This is a genomic window from Streptosporangium sp. G11, assembly GCF_051192615.1.
Classification (GTDB): domain Bacteria; phylum Actinomycetota; class Actinomycetes; order Streptosporangiales; family Streptosporangiaceae; genus Streptosporangium.
On record NZ_JBPJUQ010000004.1, the window covers coordinates 324,292 to 340,766 of the forward strand.

At 69.2% G+C, this 16,475-nt stretch carries 16 protein-coding genes; 6 read left to right on the forward strand and 10 right to left on the reverse strand.

The window, feature by feature from the left end:
• The first annotated feature begins 76 nt into the window (after positions 1 to 76).
• Positions 77 to 1,195: an alanine dehydrogenase gene (gene ald / locus ACSDR0_RS06730; RefSeq protein ID WP_435287854.1), complete on the forward strand. Its 1,119-nt coding sequence runs from the start codon at positions 77 to 79 to the stop codon at positions 1,193 to 1,195.
• A gap of 50 nt (positions 1,196 to 1,245) precedes the next feature.
• On the opposite strand, the gene ACSDR0_RS06735 is transcribed toward ald, so the two are convergent.
• Positions 1,246 to 1,986 carry a DUF3105 domain-containing protein gene (locus tag ACSDR0_RS06735; protein ID WP_435287855.1) on the reverse strand — a complete coding sequence of 247 codons (741 nt, stop codon included), beginning with the start codon at positions 1,984 to 1,986 and terminating at the stop codon, positions 1,246 to 1,248.
• A gap of 122 nt (positions 1,987 to 2,108) precedes the next feature.
• Between ACSDR0_RS06735 and ACSDR0_RS06740 the strand changes: the two genes are divergently transcribed.
• Both ACSDR0_RS06740 and ACSDR0_RS06745 read left to right on the forward strand, forming a co-directional pair.
• Positions 2,109 to 2,762 carry a DUF305 domain-containing protein gene (locus ACSDR0_RS06740; RefSeq protein WP_435287856.1) on the forward strand — a complete coding sequence of 218 codons (654 nt, stop codon included), beginning with the start codon at positions 2,109 to 2,111 and terminating at the stop codon, positions 2,760 to 2,762.
• Between the two features lie 74 nt (positions 2,763 to 2,836).
• Positions 2,837 to 3,136, forward strand: coding sequence for a DUF3467 domain-containing protein (locus ACSDR0_RS06745; protein ID WP_329092600.1), 300 nt, complete (start codon positions 2,837 to 2,839; stop codon positions 3,134 to 3,136).
• Positions 3,137 to 3,399: 263 nt separating this feature from the next.
• Here ACSDR0_RS06745 and ACSDR0_RS06750 read toward each other — a convergent pair whose 3' ends face one another.
• The 5 genes from ACSDR0_RS06750 to ACSDR0_RS06770 all read right to left on the reverse strand — a co-directional run bounded on the left by ACSDR0_RS06750 (position 3,400) and on the right by ACSDR0_RS06770 (position 8,240).
• Positions 3,400 to 4,464 carry a threonine aldolase family protein gene (locus ACSDR0_RS06750; RefSeq protein WP_435287857.1) on the reverse strand — a complete coding sequence of 355 codons (1,065 nt, stop codon included), beginning with the start codon at positions 4,462 to 4,464 and terminating at the stop codon, positions 3,400 to 3,402.
• On the reverse strand, positions 4,461 to 5,126 hold the full coding sequence (locus tag ACSDR0_RS06755; RefSeq protein ID WP_435287858.1) for an SDR family NAD(P)-dependent oxidoreductase: 666 nt from the start codon (positions 5,124 to 5,126) through the stop codon (positions 4,461 to 4,463). The genes ACSDR0_RS06750 and ACSDR0_RS06755 overlap by 4 nt, the downstream gene beginning before the upstream one ends.
• Entirely contained in the window at positions 5,123 to 7,225 is a 2,103-nt protein-coding gene (locus tag ACSDR0_RS06760; protein ID WP_435287859.1) for a DUF6421 family protein, read from the reverse strand. Before ACSDR0_RS06760 ends, ACSDR0_RS06755 begins: the two co-directional genes overlap by 4 nt.
• Positions 7,226 to 7,366: 141 nt before the next feature.
• Complete coding sequence (locus ACSDR0_RS06765) at positions 7,367 to 7,492, reverse strand: hypothetical protein (RefSeq protein WP_435287860.1); 126 nt, start codon at positions 7,490 to 7,492, stop codon at positions 7,367 to 7,369.
• 82 nt (positions 7,493 to 7,574) lie between these two features.
• Positions 7,575 to 8,240: a carbonic anhydrase family protein gene (locus ACSDR0_RS06770; RefSeq protein ID WP_435287861.1), complete on the reverse strand. Its 666-nt coding sequence runs from the start codon at positions 8,238 to 8,240 to the stop codon at positions 7,575 to 7,577.
• 544 nt (positions 8,241 to 8,784) lie between these two features.
• Between ACSDR0_RS06770 and ACSDR0_RS06775 the strand changes: the two genes are divergently transcribed.
• A complete protein-coding gene (locus ACSDR0_RS06775) occupies positions 8,785 to 9,417 on the forward strand; it encodes a hypothetical protein (protein WP_435287862.1) in 633 nt (210 codons plus the stop codon).
• Between the two features lie 239 nt (positions 9,418 to 9,656).
• On the opposite strand, the gene ACSDR0_RS06780 is transcribed toward ACSDR0_RS06775, so the two are convergent.
• Entirely contained in the window at positions 9,657 to 10,523 is an 867-nt protein-coding gene (locus tag ACSDR0_RS06780) for an aldo/keto reductase family oxidoreductase (RefSeq protein WP_435287863.1), read from the reverse strand.
• Positions 10,524 to 10,663: 140 nt separating this feature from the next.
• Between ACSDR0_RS06780 and ACSDR0_RS06785 the strand changes: the two genes are divergently transcribed.
• Both ACSDR0_RS06785 and ACSDR0_RS06790 read left to right on the forward strand, forming a co-directional pair.
• On the forward strand, positions 10,664 to 11,107 hold the full coding sequence (locus tag ACSDR0_RS06785) for a winged helix-turn-helix transcriptional regulator (RefSeq protein WP_435287864.1): 444 nt from the start codon (positions 10,664 to 10,666) through the stop codon (positions 11,105 to 11,107).
• A gap of 242 nt (positions 11,108 to 11,349) precedes the next feature.
• A complete protein-coding gene (locus tag ACSDR0_RS06790) occupies positions 11,350 to 12,054 on the forward strand; it encodes a hypothetical protein (RefSeq protein ID WP_435287865.1) in 705 nt (234 codons plus the stop codon).
• Here the strand turns inward: ACSDR0_RS06790 and ACSDR0_RS06795 are convergent.
• The 3 genes from ACSDR0_RS06795 to ACSDR0_RS06805 form a co-directional block, all read right to left on the reverse strand.
• A complete protein-coding gene (locus tag ACSDR0_RS06795; protein ID WP_435287866.1) occupies positions 11,994 to 12,656 on the reverse strand; it encodes a response regulator in 663 nt (220 codons plus the stop codon). The two genes, ACSDR0_RS06790 and ACSDR0_RS06795, sit on opposite strands and share 61 nt — an antisense overlap.
• Before the next feature lie 184 nt (positions 12,657 to 12,840).
• Entirely contained in the window at positions 12,841 to 14,439 is a 1,599-nt protein-coding gene (locus tag ACSDR0_RS06800; RefSeq protein ID WP_435287867.1) for a serine/threonine protein kinase, read from the reverse strand.
• Positions 14,440 to 14,444: 5 nt separating this feature from the next.
• On the reverse strand, positions 14,445 to 16,061 hold the full coding sequence (locus ACSDR0_RS06805; RefSeq protein WP_435287868.1) for a hypothetical protein: 1,617 nt from the start codon (positions 16,059 to 16,061) through the stop codon (positions 14,445 to 14,447).
• Between the last annotated feature and the right edge of the window lie 414 nt (positions 16,062 to 16,475).

Consider the following 16,475-nt stretch of genomic DNA (forward strand, 5'->3'; position numbering starts at 1 on the left):
GCCACCTTGCGCGTGGTCACTCCCTTTCGGGGAACGCACAGTGAAGAAGATGACACGCGCCCACCTTGGAGGAGCCGTGAAAATCTCCGTTCCCCGTGAGGTCAAGAACCACGAATATCGCGTGGCGCTGACCCCGGCAGGGACCCACGAGTTCGTCAGGCACGGCCATGAGGTCTTCGTCGAGAAAGACGCCGGGGCGGGGTCTTCCATTCCCGACGCCGACTTCCAGAGCGCCGGAGCCTCCATCCTCGACTCGGCCGACGACGTGTGGGCCGCGGGAGAGCTGGTCCTGAAGGTCAAGGAGCCGGTCTCCGAGGAGTACCACCGGATGCGCAAGGGCCAGGTGCTCTTCACCTATCTGCATCTGGCGGCCTCGTCGGCGTGCACCCGCGCCATGCTCGACGCCGGGGTCACCGGCATCGCCTACGAGACCGTGCAGAACGCGAACGGCTTCCTGCCCCTGCTGGCCCCCATGTCGGAGGTCGCCGGACGGCTCGCCCCGCAGGTGGGGGCGTACCACCTGATGCGCCAGGGCGGCGGGCGCGGCGTGCTGATGGGCGGGGTGTCGGGCGTGCACCCGGCCAACGTGGTCGTGATCGGCGCAGGGGTCTCCGGCATGAACGCCGCGGTCATCGCGCTCGGCATGCAGGCGGAGGTGGTGCTGCTGGATCGCAACATCGACAGGCTCCGCCAGGCGGACATGATCTACAAGGGCCACTGCAGGACCCTCGCCTCCTCCACGTACGAGATCGAGCGCGCGGTGCTGAACGCGGACCTGGTCATCGGCGCGGTGCTGATACCAGGAGCGAAGGCGCCCAAACTGGTCGACAACGAGCTCGTCTCGCGGATGAAGCCGGGATCGGTCCTGGTGGACATCTCCATCGACCAGGGCGGCTGCTTCGAGGACTCCCGGCCCACCACCCACGACAGGCCGACGTACCGGGTGCACGACTCGGTGCTCTACTGCGTGGCCAACATGCCGGGCGCGGTCCCGCACACCTCGACGTACGCGCTGACCAACGTGACCCTCCCCTACGCGCTCGCGATCGCCCACCTGGGCTGGCGGGAGGCCCTTCGGAGCGACCCCGCGCTGGCACTGGGCCTGAACACGCACGAGGGGCACCTGACCAGCCTGCCCGTGGCCGAGGCTCACGGGCTGGAGGCGGTGCCCCTGGAACGCGTCTTGCGGGTCTAGCGGCCGGGACGCCTCGTCAGGACGGCGTCACCGGTGTCGGCACCGGCCGATCAGGGCGCCGGGGTGCCACTGGGAGCCGGGGCGTCGGTGGCCGGAGCATCGGTGGCCGGGGCGCTGGGAGCCGGGGACGCGTCGGGGGCGGCCGACGGGTTCTGGCTGGGCGCGGTCGCCGGGATGGGCGCCTCGGCGGTGGTGGTGCCCACGCCCCCGCTGCAGGACGCGCCGAGCTCGGGGGTGTCCGGGCCGTTCTTGTACTTGGTGATGAACCTGTTCAGGCGCCCGTCGCTCGCGCTGTCCAGCTTGATCTGGTTGTTCCAGGAGCTGGCCACGACCTTGGAGGGCAGGCCCGGGTACGGGCTCAGGAGCATGTAGTCCTTGGTGGCCAGTTCCCTCAGCTTGTCCACCTCCGCCTTGGGGAGGTCCGGCTGGTAGGTGATCCACACGGCGCCGTGCTCCATGGCGTGGACGGCGTTCTCGTTGTTGATCGGCTGATCGTAGATACCGCAGTTCTGCCAGGCCGGGTTGTGCTCACCGCCCATGGGCGGGGTCTCCTTGTACGTCACCTTGGTCTGGGTGTGCTGGCTACCGGCGTACTTCGCGGTGACGACGCTGTCCAGCGAGGTCGTGGCCCGCTCGTTGACCATGTAGAAGGCGACGACCGCGACGAGCAGCACGACGACGGCACCTCCGGCACCCCACATCAGGAACGCGGCCCTACGCTCCTTGCGCTTCTGCTCATCACGCATACGGGTGAGGTGCTCACGCCTCGCCTGCGCCTTTTCCTTGGTCATCAACCCTCCAGCCGGCAAACAACTTCGGGTCACCCTATGCCCTACCGGCGTATGTGGAGAATAAGGGGATGACAACGCGTGATACAGCGACGATTCCCGACAGTGGGTACTCTGGGCTGGTAATGGAAACCCCGGTTAAAGATGGCGCGAGGTCAGGGCGTGGCGCGGCGGTCGGCGTGCTGCTCGGCTGCCTGGTCGCGGCGGTCGCGTTGTTGCTGGTGGTGGGGCGGACGACCACCCCGACCGACGCCTCGTCGGAGGCGGGCTTCGCCCGCGACATGTCCGTTCACCATGCCCAGGCCGTCGAGATGGCCTTCATCGCCAGGGACGGGAGCGAGGACGACGCGCTCCGGCGGCTGGCCTACGACATCATCGTCACGCAGACGGCCCAGCGCGGCATCTTCACGGGCTGGTTGCAGCAGTGGGGCCTCAACCAGTCGAGCGAGCGTCCCCCGATGACGTGGATGGCCGGTCACGGCGGGGGGCACGCTGTAACACCGGACGCGCCCGCCGCGATGCCCGGTATGGCAAGTGAGGACGAGCTCAAAAAGCTCCGCGAGGCCACAGGCAAGGACCAGGAGATCCTCTTCCTGCAACTCATGATCCGCCATCACGAGGGCGGCGTGCAGATGGGCGGGGGTCTGCTGAAACTGTCCGACCGTGAAGAGGTGGCCACCATGGCACAGCACATCGTCGACGGTCAGACTGGTGAGATCGAGTTGATGACCGACATGTTGCGGCAGCGCGGCGCCCAGCGGCTGCCTTCCATCCTTTAGTAGCGTCGGCGCGTCCCTGTGCGGCCGGTTTCCGGCCAGGGCAGCATGGAGCCAACCTGGCCGGAGGAAAGAGAATGGTGAACGACGAGCCGGAGAACCGCCTGGAGGTGAGCATCTCCGCCGAGGTGGAAATGGGGCAGTATGCCAACTTCGCCTCTGTGTGGCACACCCAGGATGGGTTCGTCCTTGACTTCGCGGTGATCACCAGACCGCCCCAGCTGGCCAACGACCCCTCCTCGGGGCAGCACTTCGTGAGCGTGCCGACCCGGATCGTCAGCCGGATCCGCATCCCCCCGAGCCAGGTGTTCGAGCTGATGAAGGCCCTTGAACAGCAGCTGACCGCGTACGAGCACGAGACGGGCCACAAGAACTGAGACCCGGGGGCACCCTCACGACGGGCCTCACGCCGGCTCTTCGGCAGGCCTCACACCAGGCCGGCGGCCCCCGGGCCCCGGCCGCTCCCCGCCCCGTGGAAGGCCACGCCGGTCGCACGGGGGTCGTACGGGGAACACGCCCGGAACGCGAGAACGACCGCCGATGCGCGGCGGCCGTTCACCGGCGGCCGTTCGGCGCACGGCAGGGACCGGTCGGCGATTCCGTCTCTCGGCGGCCCGCCACGGACCCGGGCCGCGCCCGCTCACACCGGTGAGCCCAGCTCCTGCGCCACAGCGGCGGCGAACGCGTCCACGTCGGCCTCGGTGGTGTCGAACGCGGTCATCCAGCGGACCTCGCCGGTGGCCTCGTTCCAGGTGTAGAACCGGAAGCGCTTCTGCAGGCGCTCGGTCACGTCCCTGGGCAGGATCGCGAAGACCGCGTTGGCCTGCACGGGACGCGGGATCTCCACCCCGGGCACGTCCCGCACGGCGTCCGCGAGCCGCAGGGCCATGGCGTTGGCGTTGCGGGCGTTGCGCAGCCACAGGTCGCCCGCCAGCAGGGCCTCGAACTGCACCGAGACGAACCGCATCTTGGAGGCGAGCTGCATGGCGCTCTTGCGCAAATAGCGCAGGCCGCGCACGGCGCCGGGGTTGAGCACCACGACGGCCTCGCCGAACATCAGACCGGCCTTGGTCCCGCCGAAGGAGAGCACGTCCACGCCCACGTCGGTGGTGAACGCGCGCAGTGGCACGTCCAGCGCGGCGGCGGCGTTGGTCGCGCGGGCGCCGTCGAGGTGGACGACCATGCCCAGGTCGTGGGCGTGGTCGCAGATCGCCCCGATCTCCTCCGGCGTGTAGAGCGTGCCCAGCTCGGTGGTCTGGGTGATCGACACGACCTTGGGCTGTGCCCGGTGCTCGTCGCCGAAGCCCCACGCCTGCCTGTCGATCAGCTCGGGCGTGAGCTTGCCGTCCGGGGTGGCGACCGGCAGCAGCTTGAGCCCCGCCGACCGCTCGGGGGCGCCGCCCTCGTCGGTGTGGATGTGCGCCGACTCCGCGCAGACCACCGCCTCCCAGTGGGCGGTCATCGAGCGGAGCGCGACCACGTTGGCGCCGGTGCCGTTGAACATCGGCCACGCCTCGGCGGTGGGGCCGAAGTGCCTCGCGAAGACCTCCTGGAGCGCGGCGGTGTAGACGTCGTCGCCGTACGCGGTCTGGTGGCCCCCGTTGGCGAGCGCGATCGCCTGGAGGATCTCCGGGTGGACCCCGGCGTAGTTGTCGCTGGCGAAGCCCTTCACCAGCGGATCGTGTCTGCGGACGGCGTCCGTCACGTGGCCTTCCCCCCCTCGTTCGTCCGGGTGGTGAGGTCGATCCTGGTGCCGTTGGCGTCGGTCCTCCACAGGTCGTCGATCGCCTCGGCGACCTCGTCGACGTCGGTGAAGCCGGGGAACGCGCGCTCGGGGCTCGCCTCGCGCATGCCCTCGTGCACGAGCGCCTTGACGACCAGGATGTTCGCCGTGGCGGCGGTGCCCTCCAGGGCGTCGGCGAAGGCCAGGGTCCACGCCTCGGCGGCGGCCTTGGCCGTGCCGTACGCCGCGTTGCCCTGGGTGGGGCGCTCGGCCGCCTTCGCGGAGACGATGGCGAACCGGCCGCGCTCGCTGGCCTTGAGCAGCGGCTCGAAGGCGAGCGTGACGTGCTGGAGGGTACGGATCAGCAGGTCGTGCAGGACCGCCCAGTCGTCCAGCGACGTCTCGGCGAAGGTCTTGGACCCGCGCCAGCCGCCGACCAGGTGCGCGATCCCGTCCACCCTGCCGTGCTCGGCCGCCACGTCCGCCGCGAGCCTTCCGACGGCGTCGGCGTCGAGCAGGTCGACCGTCAGGGACCCCTCGGCGCCGCTCTTGTCGACGCCGATCACCGTGTGGCCCTGGCCGGTGAACCTGCGGACGACGGCCTGACCGGCGGGACCGCCCGCACCGGTGACAAGGATGATCATGCTCGGATGCCCTTCGTGGAGTCGACGACATCGCCGAGCTTACGGCGCAGGGCCTCGTAGAACATGCTCAGGGGGAACTCGTCGGGCAGCACCGCGTCCACCACGGCCTTGGGGAACCCCTCGACGGGCAGGGCGCCGACACCGCGGGCCCAGACCGAGGCGGGGTTCGGCTCGACGTAGGCGGCGACCAGCTGGTGGGCGGCCAGCCAGTGGGCGAGCTTGGAGCGGTCGATGCCGTCCCGGTAGAGCTTCTCGACCTCGCCCCGCAGGTCCGCGACGCCCCCGGCGAGCCGGTCCCAGTCGACGCTCAGCCGGTTGTCGGTCCACCGGACGACGTCGTTGCGGTGCAGGTACGAGAAGAGCAGCTGCCCGCCCAGGCCGTCGTAGTTACGGACCCGGTCACCGGTGATCGGGAAGCGGAACAGCCGGTCGAACAGGATCGCCAGCTGGACGTAGCGGGCGTGCGGCACGCCCTCCCGCTCCAGCTTCACGGCCTCGCCGAACGCGGTCAGGTCGCAGCGGAGCTCCTCCAGGGAGTAGAGCCAGTACGGCATGCGCTGCTTGATCATGAAAGGGTCGAACGGCAGGTCGCCGTGGCTGTGGGTGCGGTCGTGGATCAGGTCCCAGAGCACGAAGGTGTCCTGGGCCAGCTCCTGCGACGCGATCAGCCTGGCCGCGTCCGGCGGCAGCGCCAGTTTCAGCGTGGCCGCGGCGGCCCCGCTCACCGCGCGGAACCTGGCGGCCTCCCGGTCGGCGAAGATCCCGCCCCAGGTGAAGCGGGCCGGGGTCTCGCGGACGGCGACGGTCTCGGGGAAGAGCACCGCGGAGTTGGTGTCGTAGCCGGAGGTGAAGTCCTCGAAGGCGATCGGCACGAACATCGGGTTGTCGTAGCCGGTCCGCTCCAGCTCGGCCAGCCAGTCGGGCCAGATCGTGCGGATCCACACGGCCTCGATGTGACGGAAGGTGGTGCCGTTCTGGGTGTACATCGGGAAGACGACCAGGTGCTCCAGGCCGTCCACCCGCTGGGTGTCGGGGTGGAAGGCGTCGAGCGCGTCGAGGAAGTCGGGGACGCCCAGCCCCTGGTCGGCCCACTTGCGGAGGTCGGCGACGACGGCGGCCAGGTAGGCGGCGTCGTGCGGGAAGCGCGGCGCGAGCCGCTCGACGTGCCCGGCGATCGCGGAGACCAGCTCGGCGGCCCGCGGCCTGTCGCTCTCCTCCGGGACCGAGCCGTCCTTGACCTGCAGCGGCCTGAGCGCCTCGACGGCCTCCTTGAGTCCCTGGAACTCGGCACGGGCCTCGGAGTCTTCGGTCACCGAGGCCCCGGTGACCGCCGGGGTGGGGACGCGGGCGGCCCAGGTGACGAGGTTGCCCCAGAGCGCGGCGTGGTCGTAGTCGCCGATCGAGTCGTCACCGAACAGGTCGGAGTCTGCGATCACCACGACGCGGCCCTCGCCGTGCCGTACGGTCACCGCCAGCGGGCGGTTCGCGGGGGTCGCGGTGGGAGAGGTGGTGAACAGGACGGTCGCGTGGTCGGGGGCGGTGAGCGTCCCGGCCCGGTAGAAGCAGGCGCGGCGGGCCCCGGCGAGCAGGTCCTGCCCGTCTCCCGGAATGTCCGCGACGCTCCGAGGGGTGCCCAGGACCCAGGAGGCCACGCCGTTGTGGGCGCTCCCGGGGTCCCGGACGAGGGTGTGCTCGACGCCCACGCCGAAGCGCGCGAGCAGCTCGGTGAGGTTGCTGCCGTACTTCTCCTGCTCGTACTCGGCCATCACGACCAGGCCGCCGCCGTCGCGGACGTACTCCTCGATCGCGTCGAGCTCCTCGACGGGGAGGACGGGGCTGCCCAGCCCGGTGGTGTGCTCCCACTGGTCGGCGGAGGGGTGCGCGATCACCAGCACGTCCCGCGCGCTCAGCAGGCCCGGGGTGAGCGGGCCCTCGACGTGCGCGTCCACGACGTGCCCCAGCCCGCGCAGCAGGCCCGCGGCGCGCGCGTAGCTGCTGTCGTCGGGATGGCCGGGATTCATCGTCTCGGCCACGTCCCGCCGGATGGTCCACGACTCGTTGTGTGCCTCGTCGAACAGTACCCGCGGGAAAGCCGTCACGATAAATCCTCCTTCAGATGAGAGTTGGCAACGAAAAATATACACAATCTATGCCCATTTTGACGCATCCCTTATGGGCCAGAAAGTAAAGATCAAGGCCTCGAGGGAGGGGCGGGCCGCGTGGAGGGGGTCAGACGGGGGTCATTCGTCGGACTGGTCGAGCAGGCCGATGACGGCGTCGACCGGCTCGACCAGTCCGACGAATGCCCCCCACCGGCCCGGCAGCGGCATACGAACCGTCGCCCCCGCGTACGCGACCCATCCCACCCAAGCTCGTGAAACGACCACGCCGACCGAGGCGTACCTCGGTCGGCGTGGTCGTCACATCGGGGCGAACCCGGAACAGGTGTCAGCGGTACGAGTAGATGTTGGGCTCCGGGTCGTTCTCCTGGAGTTCCCGGTGGTTGCCCTCCGGGCCCCACAGTGACCTGTACGACTGGATGTTGTTCCGGTGCGCCTTCGCGTGCTGGTTGAAGACGATCCAGTTCACCGGCTGGAAGTAGGAACCGGTCTCGTCCGGCGTCGTGAGGGAGCCGGTGTAGCGGTAGGTGGCGCGGCTGTCGGGCAGCAGGGCCTTGAGGTCGACGCCGTGGACGCTCCTGGACTCGCCGAGAGCGGGGGGCGACTTGATCAGGCGGTCGTGCTGGGACAGGCCGTGGAAGGTCTTGGCGTCGATGAGGACCGAGAAGACCACGTAGCCCTTCGGCCCGGTCGCCCGCTCGTGGACGAAGTGAGCCTCAAGGGGGGCGAAGGGCTGGCCGGCGAACTTGTGCTCGGCGTGGCCGTGGAAGTGCACGTTGTTCAGGTTGTAGCGCTGGCCGCCGTAGGTGATGTACGGCTGGGGACCCCCGGCGCCGATGACGAACCTGACGTCGTCGTGCTCGCTCGCCTCTTTCAGCGGGGGCTTGTCCTGGAAGAGAAGCGTCCCGTCGATACTGTGCGGGTAGTGGACGGCGAGCGCGGACGGGGTGCCCGGGCACGCCGCCGAACGGTCGATCTCAACGGGACTCTGCACCGCGCCGTCCGTGCCGGTGCCGTGGCACGGCTTGACGTGAGCCTGTACGGGAGTCGACAGCGAAATGAATGGAAGGGAAAAAACGGCAGCCACCGCAATGGGGGCAAGACGGTACCGCACCAGTTGCCTTTCGTCAGGGGATGCCAAATACGTCGCCTACGGAGAGCCAAGGGGGCGATGTCCGCATTAAGGGCGACATAAGGGCATTGGCGACGTTAGTCGAAGAAAGTGAATCTGCACCCTGTTTTTTCGCGTCCAAAACGACCAGAAGTAAACAAGCGATTACTTGTGATCAAGACACCGTGTCCCATGGAACCCGGAGCGGCGACCCACTCCGGCGGGTGCGCACGCTCGACAACCCTCGTCCAGCCGGATCTCACGGCCGTCGACGACCGCCGAGCACTCCAGCGCGCGCGGACACCCACGGGCCACACGCTCCCCGCGAGAGAGACCATCCACTTCACGGAACGTGTCGAAGCAACCACAAAGGGTACAAAGAGGACGAAAGTTACGAAGACCCTGCGAACGCTCTCCAGGAGGGAAGATGCCTGTACGGAGTGCCCGGTCCGTTGCCGTCCCGGCAGCGGCACTGCTGGCTGTGACACTGCTCGGCGGTTGCGGCGGCGACAGGCCGACCGCCGTGAAGCACGAAGCCATCGTGGCCACGAAGTCGGCGCCCGCGGCCGCCCCGCCCGCGGCGGGTGCCCCGCCCGCCGTGGACCTCCCGGCGGCGGGGACCGACCTGGAGTACACCGCGGAGGAGTGCCCGGTCGGCGCCAACACCAAGAGGTTCGCCAAGACCCGCTTCGCACTGCACGCGGGTCTCGCACTGGGGGCTTTCTATCGCTATATCTACAAACCGCTACAGAGCGGTGGTTTCAAGGCCGGAGCGGAGAAGCGGAAGCGGACCTTCGCGAAAGCCGCCGCGGCCGGTCTTTTCACCCTTCACGAGCTGAAGGTCGCCAGGCGCTTCGCCCTGGCCAACCCGACAATGTGCAAGGGCGTCAAAGCGGTCACCGACAGTTTCAGCAACCTGACCGCCAAGCTGAGGAACGGCACCGCGACCCAGGCCGACCTTGAGGCCAGCAGGAAGTCCTTCGACAACCTGCGGCAGAACGGCCTGAAGAACGGCTACGACTTCAAGGAGAAGACCGCCATCGTCCCCGGCACGGGCTGAGAGCACGTCCAACCGGCAGGTCCTGGGACACGGGGCCTGCCGCGATCGCCCGGTCCGGCATACCGCCGATCATCCGGCGAACGGCGCCGCCGCCGCACGAACGGCCTTCTCGAACCTCAGCGCCTGGTCGCGGGACGGTGAACAGGCCCCCGCACCTGGGGGCCGGAGCCTGCCGTACTGCGGATCGCCGCGGAACCAGACGGAACCAGACGGTGTCGTCGGTGCGGACCCGGCGCCCGTCACTGGCCGATCTTGTCCAGCGCGGCGAGGTCCTCGCCGGAGAGCGAGAGTCCCGCCCCGGCGATGTTCTCGCGCAGGTGTGCCGTGGACGAGGTGCCGGGGATCAGCAGGATGTTCGGCGACCGCTGCAGCAGCCAGGCCAGGGCGACAGACATCGGCGTCGCGTCCAACCGGGCGGCCACGGCCGAGAGCGCCGAGGACTGCAGTGGGCTGAAGCCGCCGAGCGGGAAGTAGGGCACGTAGGCGATGCCCTGTTCGGCGAGCCTGTCGATCAGCTCGTCGTCCTGGCGGTACGCGAGGTTGTACATGTTCTGCACGCACACGATCGGCGCGATCGCCTGTGCCTCGGCGACCTGTTCCGCCGTCGCGGTGCTCACTCCGAGGTGCCGGATCAGACCCTGCCGCTGGAGTTCGACGAGCGTCTCGAACGGCTCGGCGAGCGAGCCGGGCTGGGGCCCTTCGGCGTTGCCGATCCGGAGGTTGACCAGGTCGAGCACCTCGAGGCCGAGGTTCTCAAGGTTCTCGTGGACGGCCCGGCGCAGGTCTTCCGGCTTTCGGGCCGGGGGCCAGCCGCCCTGCCGGTCGCGGGTCGAGCCGACCTTGGTCACGATGTGCAGCGATTCGGGGTATGGGTGCAGCGCCTCACGGATCAGCCGGTTGGTGACGTGCGGCCCGTAGGCGTCGCTGGTGTCGATGTGGGTGATGCCGAGGTCGACGACCTCGCCGAGAACGGCGAGGGCGCCGTCGTGGTCGGCGGGCGGTCCCATGACCCAGGGGCCGGCGAGCTGCATGGCGCCGTAGCCGAACCGGGTGACGGTCAGGTCGCCCAGTGTCCAGGTGCCGCCGGGAAGGGAAGTGGAGAGCATGCTCATACCTCTGGTTTCAGTGTCGAGCCAGGCGATGCCGGTGCCTGACGGATGCCTGCTTCACTATGGAGAGGTAACTTCCTGACGGGAAGTACGCACTTCCGAGTTCGTAAGGCACCCACCGGTTTGAGGAGCGGTCGATGGCGACGATGACGGCGGCCCAGAAGAGGGCGCAGTCCAAGGCGGAATACGACGCCTTCCTGGCGGGATGTCCCAGCCGCAAGCTGCTCGACCGGCTCTCCGACAAGTGGGTCACGTTGGTCCTGTCCGCGCTGGGCAGCGACGGCTCGCATCGGTTCGGCGCCGACTGCGCCGGTGAGCCCCGGTCGATGCGCTACTCGGAGTTGTCCCGCCTGCTGGCCGGCGTCAGTCAGAAGATGCTCACCCAGACGCTGCGCTCCCTGGAGCGTGACGGTCTGATCACCCGCACCGCGACGCCGACCGTGCCCGTCACGGTCTCCTACGAGCTGACCGACCTCGGTCTCTCACTGCACCAGATGATGCGCGGCCTCAAGGCCTGGGCCGAGACGCACATGGACGATGTGCTCGCCAACCGTGCGACGCACGACGCCCGCGCCGACTGAACCGGGGCGCCAAGGCGTCACATCAGCCTCTTTCCGGCCCTTCACCCCGACCAGGCCTCACGCGGCGTGGCCCGGACCGTACGAGACGCATGCCTCATACCTCGAACCGGTCCATGGGGAAAACCTCTTACCCCGCGAGAGGGACATCGGGTCAGCCCGGCGACGGACGACCCGGCCGAGGACCGCCGCCTACCTTCCTGGTTAACAGGCCCCTAGGGCCCCCACAGGCAAGGAGACCCCCCATGTTCAAAGACTCCGCCGACTTCCGGCGCATCGTCTCCGGCGTGTTACTGATCGTCGCCCCGCTACTCCAGCTCGTCGCCGTCGTCATCGACCCCGGCACCTGGGGCGACGAGCGCGAGATGGTCAGCTACGGCGTCAACCCCGCGCTGACCCAGGTGCAGTCGGTGCTGTACCACTGGTCCTACCTGCTGATGGCCCTGTCGGTCTTCGGCCTGCTGCACGTGATGCGCCGCCGCGCCGTGGTCTTCGGGCACCTCGTGGGCGCCCTGACCATCCTCGGCTACGTCAACATGTCGGCCCTGCTGCTGATCGACCCGGTGGAGTGGTGGCTCGGGCGGCACAACACCCCCGCGGAGAGCGAGAGGATCCTCGGCGAGATGCTGGACCTGCCCGGCATCGTCTTCGGCTTCCAGATGCCGTGGCTGTTCTTCGCGGTCTTCGGCCTGCCGGTCCTGCTGATCGGGGTCTGGCGTGCCGGGTTCGCGCACTGGGCGGTGCCGCTCGTCGCCGTACTCTCCTCCGTCGGCTCGATGGTGACCGAGTACGGTCCCGTGACGGTGCCGTTCTGGGCGGCGACTGCGGGCGCGCTCGGCTGGGTCGGGGTGAAGGCGCTCCGGATGGGCCGCGAGGAGTGGATCTCGTACTATCCGACGGCGGCTCCCGGCCGGACCACTCCCGACTCGTACGCGAACACCACCGCCTGAGCCCGGTCGCGCAGGTGAAGCTTCATCAGCACCCGCGCCACGTGGGTCTTGACCGTGGCCTCGCCGACGAAGAGCTTCCCCGCGATCTCGGCGTTGGTCAGGCCGCGCGCCAGGGAGCGCAGCACCTCCAGCTCGCGCGGGGTGAGCTCGGCCAGCTGCGGCGGGGGCGCGGGGTCGTGGCGTCCGGCGAAGGAGGCGATGACGCGGGTGGTGACGGCCGGATCGAGCAGGGCGTCCCCGGCGATGACGACACGGATGGCCTCCACGAGCTGCTCGGGCGGCGAGACCTTGAGCAGGAACCCGCTGGTCCCCGCGCGGAGCGCGGCGTAGAGGTTCTCGTCGGTGTCGAAGGTCGTCAGCATGACGACCTTCGGCGGATCCGGCTGGCCCAGCAGCTGCCTGGCGGCGGTGAGGCCGTCCATGCGCGGCATCGAGATGTCCATCAGCACGATGTCGGGCTTGGTGCGGCGGACCACGGCGAGGGCCTCGATCCCGTCGGGTGCCTCACCGACCACCTCCAGCCCGGGCTCGCTCTCCACGACGAGCTTCAGCCCGGCGCGGACCATCGCCTGGTCGTCGGCGATCACGATGCGGATGTTCACTTCTCCTCCTTGGCGGGCGACTGGGCACCTCCTCGTTCCGGGGTCGAGCGTCAACGGCCCGTACCCGCCGGTGCCGAAGGGAGAGGAGAACCGTCATTCGGGGAGACTAAAGCCTGGTGACCGTCTTGCCCATAGGACAAATCACCCAGACAAGCCGCTCACAAGTGGGACACAAGTCAACACGTCAGAACGCCGGAAACGAGACACTCCGTACGAACCGGTTGGCAACCGCGTCGTCACACCTGCCGGAGGCGCAGAAGTAAATCATGAGGGCGGGCTCGTCCTGCCGGTCGACGACCCAGCCGGTGAATTCGAGCTGGCCGCCGCGCTGCGGGTCGGCGATCGTCCCCTGCAGGCGCACGGCGGGCTGCCCGCCCACGCTCACCTGGACGACCTGGGAGAAGACGCTGACCGTTCCGGGAAGCGAGGACTGCAGGGTCTCCTGCAGCTGCTTGGCGCCACTTCGCGGGTCGAGGGTGTCGAGCGTCTGCGCGTAGAGGCCGGTGGCGTCCTGGGGGGCGTCCTTGATGATCTCGTTCGCCGCGGCCCAGTCGGCGGTGACCGGCGTGGCGAACAGCGCGCGGAACTGCTCCACCTTCGGCGAGGCCGCCACGAACACGTCGGCGTGCGGCTGGAGGGTCCAGGTGCCGGGGTACTGGAAGGAGACCGGCACCGCGGACGAGCCTTTGTACGCCGCCCAGGTGTCGCCGCCGCGCAGGAACGTCGCGAGCACCGCCACCAGCGCGACGATCGCCGTGATCGCCACGGCCGCGCCGATGAGGATGCCCTTCCCGCCCGGTGCGGGCTTCTTCGGCTTCCGCTTCCCGGACGCCTCGGTCGTCTCGGACGCCGACGGTGATGTCCGCGTCACCGATGACGTCGGTGCCGCCGGTGCCGTCCGTGACAGGGAGGCCTGCGCGAGCTGGTACGGGTGGCCGGCGCCGCTGATCGCGTCGCGCAGGTCGGCGATGAACTGGCCGCAGGTGTCGTAGCGCTGCTCGGGCGACTTGGCCAGGGCCCGCATCATGACGCCGTCGACTTCGAGCGGCAACTCGGGACGGAGCGTGGTGAGCGGCGTGGGGGTCTCGGCGAGATGCGCCCAGAGCAGGGCGATCTCGTTGTCACGCTGGAAGGGCAGCCGCCCGGACAGGGCCTCGTAGACGACGCAGGCCAGGCCGTACTGGTCGCAGCGGCCGTCGATGTGCTCCTTGTTGATCTGCTCGGGCGACATGTAGCGGGGAGTGCCGATGAACTGGTTGGTCTGGGTCAGCCCGGAGATCGACGTGCGGTGCTTGGTGATGCCGAAGTCGGTGAGGTAGGCGTGGTCGCCCTCGGTGTGGCCGGCGATCAGGATGTTGGCGGGCTTGACGTCACGGTGGACCAGGTCGTGGGCGTGCGCGGTGTCGAGCCCGGCGGCCACCTGGGCGAAGATCCGGCTGACCTGGCTGACCGGCATCGGCCCCCGGTCGTAGAAGAGCTTGCGCAGGTCGGGGCCGTCGACGTAACGCATCGCGATGTAGAGGGTGCCGTCGTCGGCGCTGTCGGCCTCGTAGATCGGGATGATGTTGGGGTGGTCGATGCTCGCGACCGTGCGCGACTCCAGCACGAAGCGCTGGCGGAACCGGTCGTCCTCACCGAGAAGCGGATTGAGGATCTTCAGCGCCACCCGGCGGTTGAGCCTGGGGTCGATCGCGAGATAGACCACGGCCATGCCGCCCTTGCCGATGATGTCCTCGATCTGGTAGCCGGCCACTTCCCGGCCGATCAGCGCCCTGTCGTTCATGGACATCACGCCTTGGTCGGCTGGCCGCAGTAGCCGCAGAAGCTGTGGGCGGGGCCCAGCCGCATCCCGCAACCCGTGCAGTATTTCTGCACCACCGTGTCGCCGGGTTTCGTACCCGGCGCCGTGGTGGCACCCGGGGACGTGTTGTGACCGGGAGCCGTGTCGTGACCCGGGTCGCGCGCCACCAGGACCGGCTGGCCGGGCGTGGTGGAGGAGATCTTGGGCAGCGCCGGGAAGGACCGGCCGACGACGACCGTGGAGTCGGCCCGCTCGTCGAAGACCGGCCGCGGCGGTATCGGTATCGGTGGCGAGGTCGGGATCGGGGGCCTGGTCTCCGCGGTCGGGCTCGGCTCCGGCTCCGGCTCGGTCTCGGGCTCCGACGACCCGCGGCGCCAGAGCAGGATCGCGGTGGTCAGCACGGCCAGCACCAGCAGGCCGCCGCCGACGAGGAACGGCCACAGGGGCGCGCCCCCGGGCTGGTCGGTGGAGGCGGCCGCCGTCTTGGTGGCCTCGTCCTCGGCGGTGCCGCGCTGGGCCTGTGACGTCTTCAGGTGCGCGGCCGCCACGGTGTGGCCCGGGTAGAGCTCCAGTACGCGCTGGAAGGCGGGGACGGCGTCTCCGTAGTAGTGGGTGTGGAAGCGGGTCAGCGCCTGCTCGAAGGCGGCGTCGATCGGGCCCCGGGCGGGTACGACGTTCGCCTCGGCCAGGGCCTTGGTGACCTCACGGATGCCGATCATCCGGGCGTCCTTGCCACCGCCGATCAGCAGGCCGACGACCTCGCCCTTCTTGTCCTCGATCACCGGGCCGCCGAGCAGGCCCTTGTCGATCAGGGCGCCCAGCTTCTCCGGCTCGTTGACCTTGTTCTCCGGGTCCTTGAACTCCCGGCCGCCCTCTCCGGCGCCGCCCGCCCGCAGATGGGCGATGTCGACGGTCTCCGGCAGGTTGGCGGCGGGCCGCCCGGTGAACCCCGCGACCGCCACCGGCGAGGCGTCCTTGGCGGGCACCGCGGCGGCGAGCGGGGCGGTGGGCAGGCCCGCGCTCCCGTCGGCGCGGCCGACGGGCCTCAGTACCGCGGGGCTGTCGGGCTTGTCGCCGGTGCGGACGACCTCGGCCTTGAACCCCTCCTTGTCGGCGGGGGCGATGTTGGGGAAGACCGTGATCTCGGTGGTGACGTCGATGATGCAGGTGGCGGTGGGCTGCTTGGGCGGGTAACACTCCTGCAGGTGGTGGTCGAGCTGGTCGTCCTTGAGCTTGTGCCGCTCGAAGTCTTCGGCGATCTTGACCTTGTGGTGGGCGGCGAAGATCTTGTTGGCGGCGTAGATCCGGACGTCGCGGTCGGTCTTGACCACCCTCGTGAGGGTGACCATGCCGCCGTCGGGGTTGATCACGGTGCCGGTGCCGCTGCCGATCGGCACCTCGTAGGAACGCTCCACGTGGACCAGCTCGCCGATGTGGTCGAGCAGTGTGATGTCGACACGCGCCGTCGCCTCGATCCTGACCACCGCGGGGGTCACCAGATCGGTGATTCCGCTGGGGTGCTCGTGAGCCAGGGCGGGAGCCACCCCGGCGATCGCCAAAGAGAGCCCTCCGAAAACCGCCAGCGCCGAACCGAACCGCCGCATCGCCACTCCCTACAGGGGATAGGACCAGGGTCGCAAACAGGGGTGAATAAGTGAACCGTCCAGGCCCGTAGGGCTTGACTTTCTTTCCGCCATCACCAGCAAAAGGCCATGAGCAGGGCATCGCCACCCCGTCTTGACCATCCCGTTTTACGGCCTATCGTCACGCCCACGCCCCGTCGCGGACAGTTACGCAAAGTCTAATCCTGACCGGACTCCGGCGCGACAACGTATACCGTACGAAGATCGGTCCGCCCGGAGGAGCCCGTGCCCTCAGCCGGCCTTCTCGGCCCCGGTCCCCTCCGCTTCGGTGACGCGGCGGCACGCGGTTCTCTCGCCCCTAGTGCCGTGACCGCATAGGTTCACCGGGTTGAAGTCGAACCGGCCCTCGTCGCCCGTGTGCCCCTGGCAGGATCT

What these genes read in the sequence shown, in the direction of transcription:
- ACSDR0_RS06735 (WP_435287855.1), bottom strand. Translation starts at nt 1,986, where the DNA reads ATGACCAAGGAAAAGGCGCAGGCGAGGCGTGAGCACCTCACCCGTATG.
- ACSDR0_RS06740 (WP_435287856.1), top strand. Translation starts at nt 2,109, where the DNA reads ATGGAAACCCCGGTTAAAGATGGCGCGAGGTCAGGGCGTGGCGCGGCG.
- ACSDR0_RS06745 (WP_329092600.1), top strand. Translation starts at nt 2,837, where the DNA reads ATGGTGAACGACGAGCCGGAGAACCGCCTGGAGGTGAGCATCTCCGCC.
- ACSDR0_RS06755 (WP_435287858.1), bottom strand. Translation starts at nt 5,126, where the DNA reads ATGATCATCCTTGTCACCGGTGCGGGCGGTCCCGCCGGTCAGGCCGTC.
- ACSDR0_RS06775 (WP_435287862.1), top strand. Translation starts at nt 8,785, where the DNA reads ATGCCTGTACGGAGTGCCCGGTCCGTTGCCGTCCCGGCAGCGGCACTG.
- ACSDR0_RS06780 (WP_435287863.1), bottom strand. Translation starts at nt 10,523, where the DNA reads ATGCTCTCCACTTCCCTTCCCGGCGGCACCTGGACACTGGGCGACCTG.
- ACSDR0_RS06785 (WP_435287864.1), top strand. Translation starts at nt 10,664, where the DNA reads ATGGCGACGATGACGGCGGCCCAGAAGAGGGCGCAGTCCAAGGCGGAA.
- ACSDR0_RS06790 (WP_435287865.1), top strand. Translation starts at nt 11,350, where the DNA reads ATGTTCAAAGACTCCGCCGACTTCCGGCGCATCGTCTCCGGCGTGTTA.
- ACSDR0_RS06800 (WP_435287867.1), bottom strand. Translation starts at nt 14,439, where the DNA reads ATGAACGACAGGGCGCTGATCGGCCGGGAAGTGGCCGGCTACCAGATC.
- ACSDR0_RS06805 (WP_435287868.1), bottom strand. Translation starts at nt 16,061, where the DNA reads ATGCGGCGGTTCGGTTCGGCGCTGGCGGTTTTCGGAGGGCTCTCTTTG.